This is a genomic window from Phaeobacter sp. JH20_29 (assembly GCF_048056175.1).
Classification (GTDB): Bacteria; Pseudomonadota; Alphaproteobacteria; order Rhodobacterales; family Rhodobacteraceae; genus Phaeobacter; species Phaeobacter bryozoorum.
This window is the reverse complement of sequence record NZ_JAYMWO010000009.1, coordinates 146,512-165,523: the sequence shown is the minus strand read 5'-3', so window position 1 is coordinate 165,523 and position 19,012 is coordinate 146,512. Positions and strand designations below refer to the sequence as shown.

18 protein-coding genes are annotated in these 19,012 nt (G+C 60.0%); 8 read left to right on the top strand and 10 right to left on the bottom strand.

The window, feature by feature from the left end:
- Positions 1-50 precede the first annotated feature (50 nt).
- Together VWZ85_RS06920 and VWZ85_RS06915 are read left to right on the top strand one after the other, a co-directional pair.
- Positions 51-701 (top strand): sigma-70 family RNA polymerase sigma factor, encoded by a 651-nt coding sequence (locus tag VWZ85_RS06920; protein WP_340547532.1) that lies wholly within the window; start codon positions 51-53, stop codon positions 699-701.
- Positions 698-1,333, top strand: coding sequence for a ChrR family anti-sigma-E factor (locus VWZ85_RS06915; protein WP_416587521.1), 636 nt, complete (start codon positions 698-700; stop codon positions 1,331-1,333). Before VWZ85_RS06920 ends, VWZ85_RS06915 begins: the two co-directional genes overlap by 4 nt.
- Before the next feature lie 107 nt (positions 1,334-1,440).
- Here the strand turns inward: VWZ85_RS06915 and gap are convergent, their stop codons facing one another.
- Entirely contained in the window at positions 1,441-2,448 is a 1,008-nt protein-coding gene (gene gap / locus VWZ85_RS06910) for a type I glyceraldehyde-3-phosphate dehydrogenase (protein ID WP_340547398.1), read from the bottom strand.
- 412 nt (positions 2,449-2,860) lie between these two features.
- On the opposite strand from gap, the gene VWZ85_RS06905 reads away from it, so the two are divergent.
- Both VWZ85_RS06905 and VWZ85_RS06900 read left to right on the top strand, forming a co-directional pair.
- The gene (locus VWZ85_RS06905) at positions 2,861-3,838 is read left to right on the top strand and encodes a nitrate- and nitrite sensing domain-containing protein (RefSeq protein ID WP_416587519.1); all 978 of its coding nucleotides are present in this window, start codon (positions 2,861-2,863) and stop codon (positions 3,836-3,838) included.
- A gap of 845 nt (positions 3,839-4,683) precedes the next feature.
- Positions 4,684-4,875 carry a hypothetical protein gene (locus VWZ85_RS06900; protein ID WP_416595444.1) on the top strand — a complete coding sequence of 64 codons (192 nt, stop codon included), beginning with the start codon at positions 4,684-4,686 and terminating at the stop codon, positions 4,873-4,875.
- Between the two features lie 6 nt (positions 4,876-4,881).
- Here VWZ85_RS06900 and VWZ85_RS06895 read toward each other — a convergent pair whose 3' ends face one another.
- Together VWZ85_RS06895 and VWZ85_RS06890 are read right to left on the bottom strand one after the other, a co-directional pair.
- Entirely contained in the window at positions 4,882-5,319 is a 438-nt protein-coding gene (locus VWZ85_RS06895; RefSeq protein ID WP_416536630.1) for a response regulator, read from the bottom strand.
- Complete coding sequence (locus tag VWZ85_RS06890; RefSeq protein WP_416587518.1) at positions 5,316-7,187, bottom strand: sensor histidine kinase; 1,872 nt, start codon at positions 7,185-7,187, stop codon at positions 5,316-5,318. The genes VWZ85_RS06895 and VWZ85_RS06890 overlap by 4 nt, the downstream gene beginning before the upstream one ends.
- Before the next feature lie 110 nt (positions 7,188-7,297).
- Between VWZ85_RS06890 and VWZ85_RS06885 the strand changes: the two genes are divergently transcribed.
- Both VWZ85_RS06885 and VWZ85_RS06880 read left to right on the top strand, forming a co-directional pair.
- Positions 7,298-8,695 (top strand): sugar ABC transporter substrate-binding protein, encoded by a 1,398-nt coding sequence (locus tag VWZ85_RS06885; protein ID WP_416587517.1) that lies wholly within the window; start codon positions 7,298-7,300, stop codon positions 8,693-8,695.
- Positions 8,685-9,404 (top strand): sensor histidine kinase, encoded by a 720-nt coding sequence (locus VWZ85_RS06880; protein WP_416587516.1) that lies wholly within the window; start codon positions 8,685-8,687, stop codon positions 9,402-9,404. Before VWZ85_RS06885 ends, VWZ85_RS06880 begins: the two co-directional genes overlap by 11 nt.
- Positions 9,405-9,424: 20 nt before the next feature.
- On the opposite strand, the gene VWZ85_RS06875 is transcribed toward VWZ85_RS06880, so the two are convergent.
- The 3 genes from VWZ85_RS06875 to VWZ85_RS06865 form a co-directional block, all read right to left on the bottom strand.
- A complete protein-coding gene (locus VWZ85_RS06875) occupies positions 9,425-10,075 on the bottom strand; it encodes a response regulator (protein ID WP_416587629.1) in 651 nt (216 codons plus the stop codon).
- Positions 10,076-10,446: 371 nt separating this feature from the next.
- Entirely contained in the window at positions 10,447-10,818 is a 372-nt protein-coding gene (locus VWZ85_RS06870) for a hypothetical protein (protein WP_340547391.1), read from the bottom strand.
- Between the two features lie 122 nt (positions 10,819-10,940).
- Positions 10,941-11,795, bottom strand: coding sequence for a LysR family transcriptional regulator (locus tag VWZ85_RS06865; protein ID WP_416539985.1), 855 nt, complete (start codon positions 11,793-11,795; stop codon positions 10,941-10,943).
- 112 nt (positions 11,796-11,907) lie between these two features.
- Between VWZ85_RS06865 and VWZ85_RS06860 the strand changes: the two genes are divergently transcribed.
- Positions 11,908-13,053: a TauD/TfdA family dioxygenase gene (locus VWZ85_RS06860; RefSeq protein ID WP_416539984.1), complete on the top strand. Its 1,146-nt coding sequence runs from the start codon at positions 11,908-11,910 to the stop codon at positions 13,051-13,053.
- Positions 13,050-13,670, top strand: coding sequence for an HD domain-containing protein (locus tag VWZ85_RS06855; RefSeq protein WP_416587515.1), 621 nt, complete (start codon positions 13,050-13,052; stop codon positions 13,668-13,670). Before VWZ85_RS06860 ends, VWZ85_RS06855 begins: the two co-directional genes overlap by 4 nt.
- 131 nt (positions 13,671-13,801) lie before the next feature.
- Here VWZ85_RS06855 and VWZ85_RS06850 read toward each other — a convergent pair whose 3' ends face one another.
- The 4 genes from VWZ85_RS06850 to VWZ85_RS06835 all read right to left on the bottom strand — a co-directional run bounded on the left by VWZ85_RS06850 (position 13,802) and on the right by VWZ85_RS06835 (position 19,006).
- Positions 13,802-14,947, bottom strand: a complete 1,146-nt coding sequence (locus VWZ85_RS06850; RefSeq protein ID WP_416587513.1) for an iron-containing alcohol dehydrogenase — start codon at positions 14,945-14,947, stop codon at positions 13,802-13,804.
- A gap of 93 nt (positions 14,948-15,040) precedes the next feature.
- Positions 15,041-16,423, bottom strand: coding sequence for an aldehyde dehydrogenase family protein (locus tag VWZ85_RS06845; RefSeq protein WP_416587512.1), 1,383 nt, complete (start codon positions 16,421-16,423; stop codon positions 15,041-15,043).
- A gap of 80 nt (positions 16,424-16,503) precedes the next feature.
- On the bottom strand, positions 16,504-17,856 hold the full coding sequence (locus VWZ85_RS06840; RefSeq protein ID WP_340547385.1) for a glutamine synthetase family protein: 1,353 nt from the start codon (positions 17,854-17,856) through the stop codon (positions 16,504-16,506).
- 115 nt (positions 17,857-17,971) lie between these two features.
- Positions 17,972-19,006 (bottom strand): TRAP transporter substrate-binding protein, encoded by a 1,035-nt coding sequence (locus VWZ85_RS06835; protein ID WP_340547384.1) that lies wholly within the window; start codon positions 19,004-19,006, stop codon positions 17,972-17,974.
- Between the last annotated feature and the right edge of the window lie 6 nt (positions 19,007-19,012).

The window sequence follows — 19,012 nt, the reverse complement described above, 5'->3', positions numbered from 1 at the left end:
TTAATTGCGCTCAGAGTGATCCAGCACCGTGAAAGATGCGTAATCCGTACATGTTGACCATGCTGAGCCATCCAACTCTTGCAGCGCCTGCGCCGCCCGTTACGGTAGACCGTGACACAAGTGTAATGCGCGAAAGGAAAAAAGTGGAACGGGAAAGCCTGTCGGATCAGACAGTCTGGATGCTGGCCGTGCGCGACAACCGCTGCAAGGTGGCGTTTGGTCGTCTGTTCGACTATTTCGCGCCGCGTCTGAAGGGGGTGATCTGCCGATCCGGCATGCCGCCCAGCCAGGCCGAAGAGGTCGTTCAGGAGGTGATGCTGACCGTATGGCGAAAGGCGGCCATGTTCGATCCTGAACGTGCTCAGGTCTCGGCGTGGATCTACCAGATCGCCCGCAACAGGCAGATCGACGTGATCCGCAAGGAACGGCGGCCAATACCGGAGGAGCTGAAGCTTCCCGAGGAAACACAAGAAGATGCAGCCCAGATTCTGGCGCTGGATCAGGAAACAACAAAGCTGCGCGCAGCCCTGGCCCGGTTGAAACCGGCACAGCGAGAGATGGTCGAAAAGGCCTATCTGGGCGAGCTGACCCATGCGGACATCCGGGAACAGACCGGATTGCCCCTGGGGACAATCAAATCCCGCATCCGCCTCGGACTTGAGCGGTTGCGTCATGAGTTGAAGGAACAAGGACTATCATGACCGGCGTACGCCATCATATCCCTGACCCGTTGCTGGTGGCCTATGCCTCCGGCAATTTGCCCTATGCCTACTCTCTGGTTATGGCGACCCATCTGTCGATGTGTGACGACTGCCGCGCCCGGTTGAATGCGCATCAGGCGGTCGGCGGGTCGGTACTGGAAACCTGTGGAACCCGGGATGTCTCGGATGATCTGCGGGAGCGCGTGTTTGCCGAGTTGGATTCACCCTTTGAGGACGCACCGAAGTTCAACCGCTCGGGCATCTTTCCGGCGCCGGTGATGCAGGCGCTGGGTGGGCTGCCGCCAAAGTGGAAGTCGCTCGGCATGGGTGTGCGTCAGTCAATCCTCAGCCATGACGAGGAGGGCAGCGTGCGGCTGCTCTATATTCCTGCGGGACAGGCGGTCCCTGACCATGGCCACAACGGGCTGGAGCTGACGCTGGTTTTGCAGGGCGCGTTTCGCGATGAAACCGGGCGCTTCGGTGTCGGGGATCTGGAAGTTGCGGACGATCGCCTGGAACATACGCCGATTGCCGAGGACGGTGAGACCTGCATCTGCCTTGCCGCGACTGATGCTGCACTGCGGTTCCGGTCCTTTGTCCCGCGCCTGCTGCAACCGATTTTCCGCATCTAGCGGCACAAGGGCCTTCCCGCGAGGGGTGGGCAAGGCCTGAGAGTTCAACGCAAAAAGGGCTGCCAGTGGCAGCCCTTTCCTGTTCTGTCAGCGCATCTTCCGCGCGCTTAGCCGTTCATCACCTTGCCCATGTGGCGGCCGGTGTCGACCATCCGGTTGGAGAAGCCCCATTCGTTGTCATACCAGCTGACAACGCGGACCAGCCCCTCGGCGGTAACCGCGGTCTGTGGTGCCGCAAAACAGGAGGAATGCGGGTCGTGGTTGAAGTCGATGGAGACCAGCGGGTCCGTCTCATAGGACAGGATCCCTGCCAGATCGCCCGCCGCGGCAGCCTTCATCGCCTCGTTGATTGTCTCAACAGTGGCAGGTTTTTCAGGAATGAAGCTGAGATCAACCACCGAAACATTCGGGGTCGGCACGCGGATTGCTGAACCCTCCAGGCGGCCTTTCAGATGCGGCAGGACCTCCGAGATCGCGCGGGCTGCGCCTGTTGAGGTCGGGATCATCGACAGCGCCGCAGCACGGGCGCGGTAAAGATCCTTGTGGCTGGTGTCATGGGTCGGCTGATCACCGGTATAGGCATGGATCGTGGTCATATACCCGGTCTTAATGCCGAATGTATCGTCCAGAACCTTTGCCACCGGGGCCAGACAATTGGTGGTGCAGGAGGCGTTGGAGACAATGACGTCGTCCTTGGTCAGATCCTTGTGATTGACCCCGAACACCACGGTGCGATCGACCTCCTTGCCGGGGGCGGAGATCAGGACACGTTTGGAGCCGTTTTGCAGATGCTTGGCAGCAGTCTCGCGGCTGGTGAACAGGCCGGTGCATTCATAGGCGATATCAACGTCCTGCCAGGGCAGATCCTCGGGATTACGGATCGCCGTCAGGCGGATGCTGTGATTGCCGACAGTCATCGTATCGCCGTCGACGGTCACCTCGTTCCGCAGGCGGCCATGGACACTGTCGTATTTCAACAGATGCGCCAGGGTTTCCGCAGGCGACAGATCGTTGATCGCCACAACCGAGATATCGTCGGCGTTGCTCTCCAGCAAGGCGCGCAAAACGCCACGGCCAATTCGTCCAAATCCATTGATCGCAATTTTCAAGGTCATCTGTGCAACTCCGATGGTGATAGGGGTTCAGCCTTCGACGGGCGCGCCCGGTGGCCTGACAATTGCCGCATCGTTATCGCTAACAGTTGCAAAAATCAAGCCCGTTCGCCGGTCAGCGGATTGGCGCGTAATGCCGCTGCCCGAAGCATCAGTGTAGCACATCAGCGCAGGAGGGGATGCGTTTACACGGCAAGCCAGAAAGGGGGCCTGCGCAGGTGCCGCTGTGCGCGATCTGTCTGCGCCTCTCACGCCGCTGCTGCCGGTCCTGAACGACAGCCGATCCGGCGGGGCTGGAAGCCGCGGCTCTAGACCCTGCGCTGAGGAAACTGAAATGATACACGTTTTGGTAGCATATGGTAAACGATTTATCCCTATAATTGTTCCAACGGTGTCTCATCCGATTGGGGAAATCATGCCGCTCAGGCTTGCCATATTGCTGGTTGTTGCGCCGCTTTTCCTGCTGGCAGGGTATCTCGCTGCGAGCGCGCTTGTGGCGCAGCGCGCTCGCCACCTCCTTGCGGAATACGCCGCGCAGACCGCGCAGGAGGAAAGCGCGATCAGCGATATGATCCATGAGCTGCAGCGCGAGCGCGGGTATTCCGTCGGATATGTTTCCTCAGATGGGCGGGTTTTTCCAGATGCGTTGATACGTCAGCGCGGCCAGACTGATGCGGTGGTCGCCTCGGCACTTTCGCGCATCACCCTGATGGCCGACGATCATAGCCTGGCCTTTGATCGCGTTGTTCACGGGGTGGAACGGCTGGCGGAACTGCGCCAGCATGTCGATGGCCTCGGCTTTGATAGGCCGGTCATCGTTTCGGATGTCGCTGGGCCCTACACGGAACTCATCAGCACCATCATGGCTCTTACCCGACAAAGCGTCGGGCTGGACAGTTCCACCGAATACCAAGCGCTGCGACAGGCGCGTTTCCTGATCGGCGAAGCCAAGGAAAAGGCCGGACTTGAGCGGGCAACTGGCGCTGCGGTCATCGAAACGGGAAATTCTTCTGCGCTGCGGGAGCATTTTGCCGCCCTCGGCGGCGCGCAGATCATCCTGTTGACCGAAGCAGCGGTCGTCAAGGGAAGTGGAAGCTGGCTGCCATCGCTGCAAAGGACGGACCAATATCTCACCTTAAGCGACCTGCGTGATACCATCAGGTCAGCAAAAGCGGCCTCCGGGCCGGCGGCTCTCAACAGCGAGCGCTGGGTTGCGGCGTCGACGGAATGGATCGACTTTCTGCGCAGGGAAGAGACGAATGTCACCGCTGAAATCATCTCGCTGGCCAACCAGCTTGAAGCGGAAAGCACGACCGAGCTGGTGGGGCTCATTTGGCTCACCATCTTTGCAGGGATTGCGGGGACGCTGTTTGTTGTGCTGACGCTGAAATGATGCCCGCGTCTGGGCAGGCGTGGTTCTGGGGCGTCCCGGATGGCCGGTCATGCCCTTGGCGCCGTCCATGGCGCGCACGCGGGGTTTTGCTGGCCCATGGCGGGGAGGCAAATGTAGGGTTAGGCTGGGTCACGTCACCCCAGTTAAGAGGTTGATCCTGCTGGAAAAGAGGGCTGACCAGACTGGTTCTGCGCTGAACTTGCTGCGCGGGATCTGATGGTTGGTGCGAACTGGGGCAAACCGTCGAAGACTGATATCCCGCGCCAGCTGGCGCGGGTCGGTTTCACCGGTATGATTGCATTGGAATAGGTTGAGTGACTGGTTGAGTGGCTGACGGTGATGTAGGGGCTGCGGTCCGCAGACTTGTGCGACAACCGTGGGGCGGGCAACCGGCTGCACGCGCAGAGCAGCGCTGTTGACCGGCGCGCAGGTTGGTTCAGAGTTGACCGGAAGACCACGCAGGCGTTGGGGCTGAGGGTGCAGCGGGCGATCCCGCTCTGCCATGCGGCCAATCTGTATGGTCGCAATCTAGAACGATTGCAGGTTTGAGCACAGGGCCCGACCCGTTTTCCAATCTTGCGCGTCTTTCGAATGCGCGCGTTCCAACATGGGATGTGTCGCGCAGATTTGAGCGTCTCTGGATCGGAAAATCTTCCCGATCATCGATGTCAGGCCGCAAGCTGTCGATCCGTGGTCAGAATTCGGACTGGAATGCGCGGCCTCCGAATGGACGGAGCCCGCATCCCGGAGACCATTCAGGTGCATCTGGTCCAGCGACAGCTTGGTATTGCCATATGCCTTGAGGGGCGGGGGCAACCACGGGGGCATCGGGGCTAGATATCGCCATGAAGAAACAGCGCCGCCGCGAGAGTAGCTACGCCATTAGCGTTCAGTCGCGCCGGGGCATCGACCATACGAATGCTGCCATCGATGGCGCCGGGAATATCAGTCTTCTCCCGCCGTTGCGTTCATGGACCGCACAGATTGTAAGGGCCCGCCTTTTCGGCAAGCTGGCGCCAACAGCATTGATCCGCTGACCGGCGTCATCTCAGCTTGTTTTCAAGCGACACAATCTCGACATAGGCGCCCAGCATTTCAACGGCCGATTTGACGGCGTCATAGGCGTTTTCTTTCACGATATAGCCTGCGATTTTGTGCTCATAAGCGACCGCGATATCGGAAGGCGCATCGGAGGTTGTCAGAACAAAGATCACGGAATTTGCCAGTTCCTTGTCTTCCCGGACCTCTGACAGGAATTCCAGACCACCCATGCGCGGCATATTCAGATCAAGCAGGATGATATAGGGGCGCTCCAGCGCGGCAGCGTTCACGCCGCGCAACAGGTCCAGCGCTTCCTGCCCGTCGCCCACGACCTCTACCGGGTTCACGAGACGCAGCTTTTTCAAGGCGCGTTTGATGGCCATGACAGCCACTTCATCGTCATCGACAATCAGGAATGTAACGGATTCTTTATTGGTCATGCGGCCAATCCTTGGATGTCATTCAGCGGTTTCTTTGATTTGGAGTTGAGCGGGATCCGGACCGTGAACACGGTGCCGCGCGCCACCTCCGGATTGGAAACTACAGAAACGCTGCCACCCAGTGATCTGGCAAGTTTTTGCACAAGAGCCAGACCCAGGCCGGACCCTTCGACTTCATCACGGGATTTCAGCGTTTGAAACAGCACGAAAATCTGCTCCTGGTATTGTTTCGGGATGCCCGGACCATCGTCGGCAACGGTTATTTCCACATAGTTCGGGTAGAGTTCGCTGCTGATGCGGATGGTGCCCGATGATCTGTCGTGATGCTTGCTGGCATTGCTGACAAGATTGATCAGGATGGTTTTCAACGGTGTCAGATATGCACCGAAGGGACCGCAATCCTGCTCGACCTTGATTTCGAATTCCGGGTTGGAATTGAAATAGAGCCGCAGCTCATCTGCAAAATGCGTCAGGCTGAATGCGCCGTGTTCGCCCTCGATCTGTCCTGCACGTGCATAATCCAGCAGCGCCGACAGATGGCTGGATAGTCTGTCCGTGCGATTGCGGATCAATCCGATATTCTTTTGCGCATCGGCCGGCATCTCATCGGCAAAGTCTTCTTCGGTCCATTCGATCAGATTTGAAATCGCCCGCAATGGCGCACGCAGGTCATGTGCGGCCACATAGGCAAATCTCTCCAGCTCCTCGTTCGAGCGCTTCAGCGCAGCGGCGGTGAGGCGTGATTTCTCGACAGCCTTTGCGATCTCCGAGATTTCGTCCGAGCCGCTGGTGTTGATCGGGTCGTCGAGCTCGCCGCGGGACATGCGCTGGATATGGCGGGTCAGGCGGTGGATGCGCGAGATCATGCGAACCTCGATCATGAACCACAAGAGCGCCAGAGAAATCAACAGCATACACATGTTGAAAGCGACATCGACAAAGCGAATGCGTTCCACGATTCGCGTGGTTTCTGCCGCGCTTTGTCGAAACTCCATCGCCGCACGCTGCGTGTTCGACCTGCTCCAGGTGCCAATGCGGTTCAGGACGGCTTCAGCCTCTTTGTAAAGACGATCCTGTTGCGCTTCGCTGATCTGTAACTGCGACAATCCTTCGACGACGCCATCCGGGCCAAGCATTATCTTGCGATAGTCGACCAGCACACCGGCAATCTCGTGACGCGCATCGATGTTTTTGAGCCGGGCAAGGCGGGAGGCAAGAGTATTGATCTGGGCGACGAGGCGCTGACTTTCCGCGCTGTGTTTTTCGCCCGTATCAATGGAGAAATCCTTGGTCAGGATGGCAAGCGATGCAACGCTGCCGGAGATCTCCCCAAGGGTTTTGGCGGTGTCGATTGCCCAGGAATACGACTGGCTCGAACTCCCGGTGTCACGCTGTTGATTGCCGAACTCGATCTGCGCGACAATGATGGATTTCTCCAGGGCCAGGATCTTGGAGGCCGCCTGTGAGATAAGCACCTCCAGCCGGTCATACTGGGCGACGAGGTCTTGCCGACCTTTGACAACCTTTTGGAAGACATCGGCATCTGCAGGGGACGGACCGTTGGTGACTGTATCTGTCTGATCGCTGAAATTGTCGCGAAAGAGCTGTGCAAGCGTGTCGAGCCGCTGTCCAAGCGCCTTTAGCCCATCCGGTTCGTCGACGAGCCGGATCCTCGCCAATGTCACCTCCAGCCCATGTTGCAGGTCGCCAAGATCGGCGATCCTGTCCAGTAGGGGGATGGTGCGGTCCGACAGGTTTTCCGTCTTGCGCTCAATACGGCTAAGGTCGTTCCACTCCGTATACATCGCGACACAGATCGACGCGAGGCAGATGACGACACAGGATCTTAGGCGTGCGGTTAGCGACACTGCGGGTCCCTTTTGCTGTTTGCGAGACTCAACATAAGGTTGAGAGGTTTACCAGCCGTTAACTGGGCGACGATAGGTTTGACGACATATAGCCAACCGCGAGGATCCCCATGTTCACAAGACGCGCCTTTACCACGCATGCGCTGGCGTTGGGGGTGGGCGGTGGCCTGCCTGCAGCCGGACGTGCTGCGACTGATCCCCAGTCTCCCAACCTGTTGCGTATTCTGACCCCTCATGGGGCAGAGGCGAATCTGGCCCCGGTTGCCAAGAGTTTCGAAGCGTTATGTGGCTGCCGCACGGAATTGGTCGTTGTCGGTGTGGGAGAGATTAATGCGGTGTTGACGCTGGAGGCAATGCTCAATGACGTCGGTGTCGATGTGGCGCTGCCTGCAACGTTTGGAATCCCCGATCTTGTCGAGGCAGAGGCGATCCTGCCCCTGGACGGGCTGGCGCAGCAATACGCGCCGCAGGATCTGACCGACGCGATGATGTATACCAGCGGTGATGTTTTCGATGACCGGCTCTGGGGGTATCAAACCGACGGTGACGTGTTCTTAATGTTTTATAACAAAAGGTTTATGGAGAACCCTGAGTTAAGACAGAAATATGCGGATCAGACCGGGACAGACCTGACAACACCGGCGACGTGGGAAGAGCTGGACCGCCAGATGGCGTTCTTTCACGACCCGGATGCGGGACGCTATGGCGGCTGCCTGTTCCGCGCTGCCGACAAGGTGGCCTGGGAATGGTGGGCCCGGTTCCACGCCAAGGGGGCCTGGCCGTTTTCACCCACGATGGAGCCGCAGATTGCCGGTGCCCAGGGCGTCGCCGCATTGGAAGAGATGATCGCCTCGAGCGCCCATCTGGTTGGGGCCGACCTGGGCCTCTTTGCCAATTGGGCACGGTACCGGGAGGGTGACATCTACGCCAATATCGGTTGGGGGGGGACACAGAAAAGCCTCTATGCGCCGGACTCGGCGATGCGCGATAATCTGGTCAACGCCTCGCTGCCCGGTGGGCGCATCAATGGGGCGTTGGTGCCCATGTCGTATTTCAACTGGGGGTGGAGTTACGTCGTCGCCAAAAATTCAAGGCAGCCCGAGCTCGCATATCAGTTTTGCGTGAATGCCGTTTCGCAGAAAGTCGGCGCCGAGGCGATCGCGCAGACGGGTGGTTTTTTTGACCCTTTCCGGACCGATCAATATCAGGATCCCGCAATCGTCGATGCCTATGGCGCACAGTTCCTGAGGGTGCATGAACAGGCAATGCGCTCGTCTATGCCCGATCTCTATCTGGCGCGGCGGGGGGAGTATTTCGACGCTTTGTCCTATTGGCTTCAGCTTGCGCTGGCGGGTGACGCCACGCCGGAGGTCGCGCTCAACAATGTGGCCCAGTCCTGGCGTGCGACAACGGATCGTGCGGGTGCCACGTTGCAGGCACGCCGCTGGATGGCCCTGCGTGACACCTATCCTGCCGAACTTCGAAAGGCGCTCCGCGATGAAACATGATACCCCCGACCAGGCGGCTGGCCAGACCACGCGCGATCAGGCGATGATGGAAGTGGTCTACAAAATCGTGCATGATCTGCGGGGGTCGGTGAGGGCGCTTGCCGAACTGCCGAACTGGATTGGGGAGGATCTGGAGGACGCAGGCCTGACCCTGCCGGAAGCCCCGGCGCAATCCCTTGATCTGATGCGGCAGCACGCTGAGAAGCTCAACATGATGCTTGACCAGCTGTCGCGATATTCCAAGACCGGATACCGGGAGACGGAGAACGTGTCGGTTCAAGCTTGCCTTGATCGTGCGATTGCGGCGCTGAATCTGCCAGATGGCCTGCGGGTGCGGGCGCGGTTCGATCCGCCTGAGATTGACATGAACCCCGATGCCCTGATGTCGATGTTCCTGATCCTGCTGGGAAATGCGGCCGGTCATAACCCGGAGCCGGTGCGCATTGCCGTGGTTGGCCGCTGCCACGACGGCATGTGGGAGATGCTGGTGCGAGACGATGGTGTCGGAATTCCAGCAGGCAAGCTGGAACGGATTTTTGATCCGATGAGCAAATTCTCGATCGCCGACACCGGAGGGGCAGGCATGGGGTTGGCGATCCTGCGGCGCCTTGCCGATAGCTATGGCGGTCTTGTAGACGCGTTGTCGCCCCGGACCAATCGGCACGGGGCGACTATTCGGGTGCGTCTGAAGCAACCTCACCGTGGCTGAGCCGCGGTGAGGTGATCCACCTAGTGGCGAACTTCGTTGAAGCTATTGCTGTAGTGTTCGATCTCGTCGAAGAACCGCCAGATGTTCAGGCAATGGGTTTCGATCTCATCCAGCGCCTCAGGGGAGGGGGTCAGGCCCTGATTGTGGCAGCCGCGAATAAAGGAGATCTGACGGTACATGCGCCGCAGTTTGGGTTGCAGCTCGCTGATGCAGCCTTCAGCCATGCCACGGATCACATTACGGGTTGCTTCCTGCACCTCGGCTTTCATGGCCGGGTTGGAGAAGGTTTCAGCGATGGAATTGTAGATCACACCATGAAGTTTTTCAGCCGTCAGATTGCCCTTGCCGATGTAGTCGACACAGCCGGCGCGGATCGAACTGACAACCGCTTCTGTATCTTCACGACCGGAGATCATGACCACCGGGACCTCCGCGGTCTCCAGTTGCTGTTTGACCACGGCGACGGCATCCAGCCCCGAGGCGTCGCGCAGCTGATGGTCAATCAGGCAGAGGTCGACGATATTCTCGTCCAGTGCTCTTTCAAAGTCCTTGATATCCGAACAGGTGATCACATTCACAGATCTGTCCGCTTGGGCAATCAGCCTTCGCATCCGTGTTCTGTCAAACTCACTGTCATCCAGCACCAGGACACATAGGTTGCCGGAGGGCAGTGTCGCGTGGTTGGTTTGTGTCGTAACCTCAGTACCATTCTTGATAACGCCCTTTCCAAAGACTGGCCTGAGACTGTCATTTTGCCGCTAACAAATGATTAATATGCCCGCCTAGTGTCGTTAAGACTTTAACCAGACAGCTATGAGTTGAGCGCGCGCCTGCCCTGAAGGCGGCCGATTCATGAGCTGTTAAGGGTGTTTTTGGTGGTTTTCTATGAGGAACAGGCTCAATGCCCACAAGATGTCGGGTAATCAACAGAAGATATTTTATCTATGAAATACTATTGGCCAACTGTTTGACCTCGTCTCAGGTTGGGCCGCCATCTCGCGGCCCATACCGATACTTGCGTGGTTATCGTGCCTGACAGGTGTCAGATCATCAGGCCGACGAGACCGGACAGAGTGACGGGGACAAACAGGAACCCCTGGGGAATATCCTTGTAGCGCTGGCCGTTCAGAACCGGCAAGGCCAGCCCCCAGAGGGCATATGAGGCGGCCAGAGCGGTGGCGATGATCGCGGCGACGACTGGCCCGTTCAGCAGCGCAGGCCATAAAAAGAGCGCAGCCACCGCAGCGAGGTTAATGCTCACCAGGTGCCAACAGTAGTAGTTTACATATCGTACCTCGGCAGACAGCTCGCGCGCGTTCAGCAGGGGGCGTGCAACGCTCTTACCGCCGGCGAAGATGTGCAACAGCGTGTTCGCGACCATCAGGCCGCCGGCTGCCAGTAACCACATGTTCATGGGCGTCAATGCTCCTAATTGGGTTTGCATGAATGGATGCAGCTAAGCACCGGCCCCCATCAATGGCCCATAAGACAGATTGCCATTGCGACAATTCGCGTGGCCCAATCGTTTGCCGCGGCTCACTGCATGATGCGTGTCAGCTCGCTCCATTGCGTGTGGGTTACCGCGTCTTTTCCGGCGATCATCCAATAGGTAGCATGGTGTTTCAGCCGGTTCCGATCAAGGCGAACCAGCCGCCCCTCGGCCAGGGGCACGCGGCACAGGGGAAGCGACCCTAGCAGAACGCCGGCCCCGGCCTGTGCCGCGCCAAGTGCCGACAGGAATGTGTCAAAACGCAGATGCGGTACTGGCGTTGTCCCGCCGCCGTGGCGGGCAACCCAATCGGGCCAGCCCGGGCGTGGACCGGAACAGGCAATGCGGGGCCAGTCGGTCCAGTCCTGCGCAGCCTTGATCAGAGCGGGCGCCGCCATCGGCGCGATTTCCTCGGAATAGAGCGGCAGCTTATAGGGGTGGGGCCAGTCCCCGGCGCCGTAGCGAATGCGCAGCACATCATCCTCGGGCGCGTCATGGGCGCCCAGCACCATGGTCTGGATCGCAAGCTGACCACCCGAAATCTCGCTCAGGGCTGCCAGCCTTGGCGTGAGCCACAGATCAATGACCGACTGGCTGGCGGAGATCGTCAGCTGGCGCCGCCCGGTGCCGAACAGCGCCTCTGAGCTGTCGCGCATCGTGTCCAGCGCCGACTGGATATGGGGCAGCCAGGCCTCGCCCTCCACAGTCAGGGAAATGGCACGAGGGTGACGGTGGAACAGCGCCACCCCCAGCCGTTTCTCCAGCTGGGCGATGCGCTGCGAGATGGCGGATTGGGTGATCCCGGTTTCGCCTGCGGCTGCGGTAAAGCTGCCGCAGCGCGCCGCCGCTTCAAAGGCGCGGATCCATTCCAGCGGGGGCAGGGTTGAGCGCTGTTTTTGCATTAGCTGACCTTGGCCTAAGTGCAGAAATTCCTAATTTGAGATTATCCAGGACCGGTGGCAACATACAGGCAAAAGTCATCTTCCGCATTGCGGACCCTTTCTTGAGGACATCATGCCGTCAGTTACCGTTGCCCCAGCGGGCGATTATCTCACCCTGTCTCTTGGGACGTCTGAACTGCGGTTCCACGCGATCTGGCTGCGCGACAATGCGGGCGATCCCGAGACCCGTGCGACGGCCAATGGTCAGCGTCTGATCGCCCTGCGCGATATTCCGGCCGACACGGCAATTGCGGAGGCGACGCTTGATGGCGGCCACCTCCGGGTGCGGTTCGTCCCGGAAGAGAAGACCGTGGATTACGATCTGTCCTGGCTTGGGGATCATGCCTATGACCGGGCGCGTCAGGACGCGCGCGGCTGGCTCGCGGAGGGGGTCGAGCCCTGGGACGCGGGGTTGATGGCGGCCGTGCCCACCGGGGATTTTGCCGCGCTGCAAGCCGGTGGTGCGGCGTTGGGCGATTGGCTTGGCGCGGTGACACGCTACGGGTTTGGCAAAATCGTCAACGGTCCGGTTGAGGACGGTGCACTGTTCCGGGTTGTGGATCTTTTTGGTCATGTCCGGGAGACCAACTATGGGCGTCACTTTGAGGTCCGTACCGAGGTGAATCCGACCAATCTGGCCTTTACCGGGCTTGGCTTGCAGGCCCATACCGACAACCCCTATCGCGATCCCGTGCCGACGATCCAGGTGCTCTACTGTCTCGAAAGCTCGGCTGCCGGCGGCGAGAACATGGTGGTTGACGGCTTTGCCGCGGCGCTGCGGCTCAAGGCGGAAAACGAAGCCTATTTCAACGTTCTGGCCGAGCATTGCGCGCGCTTTGAATATGCTGGCGAAGCCGCGGTCTGCCTGACCTCGCGCCGTCCGATGATCGAGCTGGCGCCGGATGGCGAGCTGATTGCTGTGCGTTTCAACAATCGCTCCCTTGCGGCGGTTCAGGATGTCCCCTTCGACAAAATGGCGCTCTATTATGCGGCCTATCGCCGGTTCGGCGAGATTATCGACGACACGGCAATGGAGGTGACCTTTCGCCTGAACCCCGGTGAGGCATTTGTGGTCGACAACACCCGTGTCCTTCATGCGCGCAAGGGCTATTCCGGCGAAGGAACGCGGTGGTTGCAGGGCTGCTATGCCGACAAGGACGGGCTGCGCTCTGCCTATGAGGCCCGGCGGCGTCAGGCCCTGGGGGAGGCGGCGGAATGACCAGCCGCAAACCGCAGCCAGCGCCGCATCGCCCGCCTGAGACACTCGACCACAACACAATCGTTGCGTTCCTCGGCTCCATCTTCGATCGCCGCGGCGGTGAGGAATATCTGGGCGAGCCGGTGACCATGGGAGAGCATATGCTGCAGGGCGCCACAATCGCCGAAGAGAATGGCCAGCCGGAGGAAATCATCGTCGGCGCCCTCCTGCATGATATCGGTCATTTCACATCGGAGTTTGGCACCTATCACCCCGATGATACCGAAGACCGCCACCATGAGGACGCCGGGGCCGAGGTGCTGGAGCGCTTCTTTCCCAGCGTGATCACCGATTGCTGTCGCTACCACGTTGCTGCGAAACGCTATCTCTGTGCGACGAAGCCCGAGTATTTTAAACGCCTTTCGCCTGCCTCGGTCCATACGCTGGAGCTGCAGGGGGGACCGATGACCGCGCAGGAAGTGGTGGAGTTCGAGGCCAATCCGAACCTCAAGGAGATCATCGCGGTGCGTTATCTGGACGAGGCGGGCAAGCGTGAGGGGATGAAGACGCCCGATTTCTGGCACTTTGCCCCGATGGTGCAGCGCATGGTCGATCGACACTGCGGCGCGGCGAAATAGGGACCGACCCGGATCATTGCGAATAAAAATGCGGCCCCTCTCAAGCCAGAGAGGGGCCGCAATCACGACACCTGAGCCAGACGTCAGACAGCTCGGTCAGGGCTCAGTATTCTGTGGCCCTCAACCGGAGATCACATCGCGTCCTTGAACAGCTGCGTAAGATTGGCTTCATCCAGAACGACAGGGTTGCCGCCGCAGGAGGGGTCGATCAGGGCGCCTCGGACCAGCTCGGGGATGGCGTCTTCGGTGACGCCGAGGTCCGCGAGGCCACGTGGGATGCCGAGACTGTCGTTCAGCTCCTGCACATAGGCGCAGAAACCGTCAAAGCCGCAGTCGATGCCCAGATAGGCAGCTGCGGTGTTGAACCGCTCACGGATTTCCGGCGCGTTGAAGGCCAGAACCGCAGGCATGCAGACCGCATTCGTGGTGCCGTGGTGGGTGTTGAACACTGCGCCGATCGGATGGCTCATGGCGTGGATCGCGCCGAGGCCTTTCTGGAAGGCGGTGGCACCCATGGCCGCAGCCGACATCATCTGCGCGCGCGCCTCGATATCGGTACCATCGGCATAGGCGCGCGGCAGGAAATCCTTTACCAGGCGCATGCCTTCCAGCGCGATGCCCTGCGACATCGGGTGGTAATGCGGGCTGGAGAACGCCTCGACGCAATGGGCAAAGGCATCCAGCCCGGTGCCTGCGGTGATGAACTTCGGCATGCCCACGGTCAGCTCGGGATCACAGATCACCACGGTTGGCAGCACCTTGGGGTGGAAGATGATCTTTTTCTGATGGGTCACACTGTCGGTGATCACAGAGGCGCGGCCGACCTCGGAGCCGGTGCCCGCGGTGGTCGGCACGGCGATGATTGGCGCGATTGCATCGGCATCGGCGCGGGTCCACCAGTCGCCGATGTCTTCAAAATCCCAAACCGGTCGGGTCTGGCCGCACATGAAGGCGACCATCTTGCCCAGATCGAGGCCAGAGCCGCCGCCAAAAGCGATAACCCCGTCATGGCCGCCCGCCTTGTAGGCGGCAACACCGGCTTCGAGGTTCTTCTCGTTCGGGTTCGGGTCAACCTCGCAGAACATCGCCCGGCCAAGGCCCGCAGCATCCAGGATGTCGAGGGTGGCTTGGGTGACAGGCAGTTCGGCCAGGCCTTTGTCGGTGACCAGCAGAGGTTTCTTCATGCCGACAGCAGCGCAGGCCTCCGCCAGTTCCTTGATCCGGCCTGCGCCGAATTTGATTGCGGTCGGGTAGGACCAGTTTCCAACAAGAGTCATAGGTGTGTTCCTGTGATGAAGCCGGGGAGGGGGCGCTGCCCCCGCTTGCCCTGCGGCAAGCCCCCCGGAGTATTTTTTGGAAAGATGACGGGCTCAGCCCGTGACTTTTTTCAGGTGATAGGATTTCGGGCGGGTGAGGTTATGGAAGCCGATGATCGACAGACCCCCACCGCGGCCGGTGTTCTTGCAGCCGGTCCAGCACAGGCCCGGATCCAGATAATCGGCGCGGTTCATAAACACGGTGCCGGTTTCGATCTGATCGCCAACACGCGCGGCGCGCTCGACATCACGGGTCCATAGCGACGCGGTGAGGCCAAATTCGCTGTCATTCATCAGCGCAATCGCCTCCTCGTCAGAGGTGACTTTCATGATGCCCACGACAGGGCCAAAGCTCTCGTCGCGCATCACCCGCATGTCATGTGTCACATTGGTCAGGATCTGCGGTGTGAGATAGGCACCGCCGTCATCCTCGGCGAAGGGCGCGATATGGGCGACAGCACCCGCCGCTACCGCCTCGGCGATCTGGTCGCGCACCTCCTGTGCAAAGCGCACATTGGCCATCGGGCCAATGGTGGTTTCGGCCTCCAGCGGATTGCCCAGCTTGTAGCCTTTCACGATGGCCACTGCCTTCTCGACAAAGGCGTCGTAAAGGCTCTCATGGACATAGATCCGCTCGATGCCGCAGCAGCACTGGCCTGCGTTGAACATGGCGCCGTCAATCAGCGTGTCCACCGCCGCATCAAGATCGGCGTCTTCCATCACATAACCCGGATCCTTGCCGCCCAGCTCGGAGCCGACGCCGGTAAAGGTGCCGGCCGCTGCGCGCTCTATCGCCTGGCCGCCACCGACGGAGCCTGTGAAGTTCACGAAGTCAAAGGCCTTTGAGGCAATTAGCGAGGATGTGGTGTCATGGTCGAGGAATACATTCTGGAACACATCTGCCGGAACGCCCGCCGACTGGAAGGCCTGCGCCATGCGCTCGCCCACCAGAAGTGTCTGGGTGGCATGTTTCAGCACCACGGTATTGCCCGCAATCAGCGCTGGCGCCACGGTGTTGATTGCGGTCATATAGGGGTAGTTCCAGGGCGCGACCACCAACACAACCCCATGGGGCACGCGCTTGATGTAGCGTTTGAAGGTGGCGTCCTCTCCAACCTCGATATCCGCAAGCGACTCTGCCGCAATCGCGGCCATGTGGCTGGCACGTTCGTTGAAGCCGCCAAACTCGCCGCCATAGCGCACCGGACGCCCCATCATGTGGGCCAGCTCCGGCACGATCTCGTCATTCATGGCCCCCACGGCGGCGACGCCGGCCATCACCAGGTCAATCCGCTCCTGCAGGGGGCGGGCGGCCCAGGCCGCCTGGGCCACACGTGCTGCCTTTGCACGCTCTGCTGCGGCCTCCGGCGACAGCGTCTCGCGCTCGGCATAGACCGATCCGTCGATCGGTGAGATACATTTCAGGGTCTGGCCCATGGTCTTCCTCATGTGGTTTGACGGGGGCCACGCCCCCATCGTCATCTTTCCAAAAATACTCTCGCCGAAGGCTGCGCGTCTCAGACGCGCTCAAACCCGCGGGCAATCTCGTAGTCGGTCACGATCCGCTCGAAATCCTCGATCTCAACTTCCGCCGCGCGGACATAGTGGTCAACCACCGCATCGCCCATGGTGGCCCGCAACATGGCCGAGCTTTTGAGTGCCGCCGCCGCCTCACGCAGCGTGCCGGGGATCATGCCGGTGTCGCCCTGATAGACATCGCCCTTGGTGGGGGCCTGCAGCTCAAGCCCTTCCTCGATGCCCGCAATACCCGCCGCCAGCATGCCGGCGATCGCGAGATAGGGGTTCATGTCCGAGCCGGGTATCCGGCATTCCACGCGGATTGCCTTGCTGCCGACACCGCAGAGGCGATAGCCTGCGGTGCGGTTGTCCACCGACCAGATGATACGGGTCGGGGCAAAGGTGCCCTTCATGAAGCGTTTGTAGCTGTTGATATAGGGCGCCATGAAGGCGGTGTAATCCGGCGCGTATTTCAGCAGACCCGCCATGTAGGCCTTCATCAGCGATGACATGCCCAGCGCGTCGCTCTCGTCATAGAAGGCAGGTTTGCCGTCCTGCCACAGCGACTGGTGGACATGGGAGGAGGAGCCGACCTTCTCGTGATGCCATTTCGGCAGGAAGGTGACGGCATGGCCCTGCTGCTGGGCGATCTCTTTCACCGCATGTTTGGCAATGGTGTGATATTCAGCCGTATCCATCGCGGCGGCATATTTGATGTTCAACTCTTCCTGACCGGTCTCGGCCTCGCCCTTGGAATTCTCGATCGGCAGCCCTGCATCCCACAGATGGTTGCGGATCGGGCGCAGGATATGTTCCTCACGCGAGGTCTGCAGAATGCTGTAGTCCTCATTGTAGCCCGAGATCGGCTGCAAATCGCGGAAACCGGATTTGCGGATTTCGTCAAAGCTCTTCTCGAACAGGAAGAATTCCAGTTCGGTGGCGCACATCGCGTCAAAACCCATCTCTTTGAGACGGTTCACCTGACGTTTCAGGATGGCGCGGGGAGAATGGGGGACTTCCTCATGGCTGTGGTGATCCAGCACATCACAGAGCACCATCACCGTGCCAGCCAGCCAGGGCACCGGGCGCAGCGTGGCCAGATCCGGCTTCATGACATAATCGCCATAGCCGTTTTCCCAGCTGGTCGAGGCATAGCCTTCCGGCGTCGCCATCGCCAGATCGGTGGCGAGGAGATAGTTGCAGCAATGGGTCTCTTCCCAGGCGCCGTTCACAAAATGCTTGGCGTGAAAGCGTTTGCCCATCAGCCGACCCTGCATGTCCACAAGGCACACAAGAACTGTATCAACGGTGCCGTCGGCAACCTGGTCTTTGAGCGTATCGAAGGAGAGCATGAGCAGCCCTTTGTGTTCTGAGGCCACAACTTTCTGACTAAAAAAGTTGAGCAAATTCCTTGGGAAGGAATTTGGCCCACCGCACGCGGGCCAAATTCGGTTTTCTGTGGCAGCCTTAGCCGTAGCGATAGGGGCGGCCGGCCTTCTGCATGTCGGCGTTGTACTTCTTGATGATCTCGACAACGCGCGCTTTGGTCGGGCTTTCGGCGGCGATCTCGTCCCAGAATTTGACGGCGGCGTCTTCGACCTGCTGCCATTCGTTGTCCGGAATCGTGGTCAGTTTCATCTTGTCGCCGTTCACGCGCAAGGAGGCTTCGCCACCCCAGTACCACCACTGGCGATAATAATGCGACTGATCACAGCAGACACGGAACAGGGTCTGCAGGTCTTCGGGCAGCTCGTTCCAGCGGCCCTGGTTGGCAAAGAAAGAGCCAGCCCAGGCGCCGGAGATGTTGTTGGTCAGGAAGTAGTTGGTCACATCCGCCCAGCCGACGGTGTAATCCTCGGTGATGCCGGACCAGGCGATGCCGTCCAGCTCGCCAGTCTGCATGGCAACTTCGATGTCTTCCCACGGCAGGGTGACCGGCACCACGCCGAACTGGCTCAGGAAACGGCCGGCGGTCGGGAAGGTGAAGACGCGTTTCCCATTGAGGTCGGCCAGCGAGTTGATCGGATCCTTGGTGGCGAAATGGCAGGGGTCCCAGGCGCCTGCCGAGATATGCTTGACGCCGACCTTGGAGTATTCCTCGTCCCAGATCTCGTTCAGACCATATTGGTTGAACAGCACAGGCACATCGAGCGAGTAGCGCGAGGCGAAGGGGAAATAGCCGCCAAAGACAGTGACTTCTGTGGGCGAGGCCATCGAGTCGTCATCCGACTGCACCGCGTCGATCGTGCCGCGCTGCATGGCGCGGAACAGCTCGCCGGTGGGGACCAGCTGGTCGGCATAGTAGAGCTCGATCTGCATGCGGTCGCCTGCGATCTTGTTGAACATGTCGATGGCGGGTTTCACCACATGCTCGGCCAGTGCCGCACCGGCATAGGTCTGCATACGCCAGGTGATTTTCGACTGAGCCAGCGCAGGTGTGGCCAGCGGTGCGGCCAGGGCGCCGACACCGGCGGTCTGTATAAACTTACGTCTTGTCGTCATGTCTCT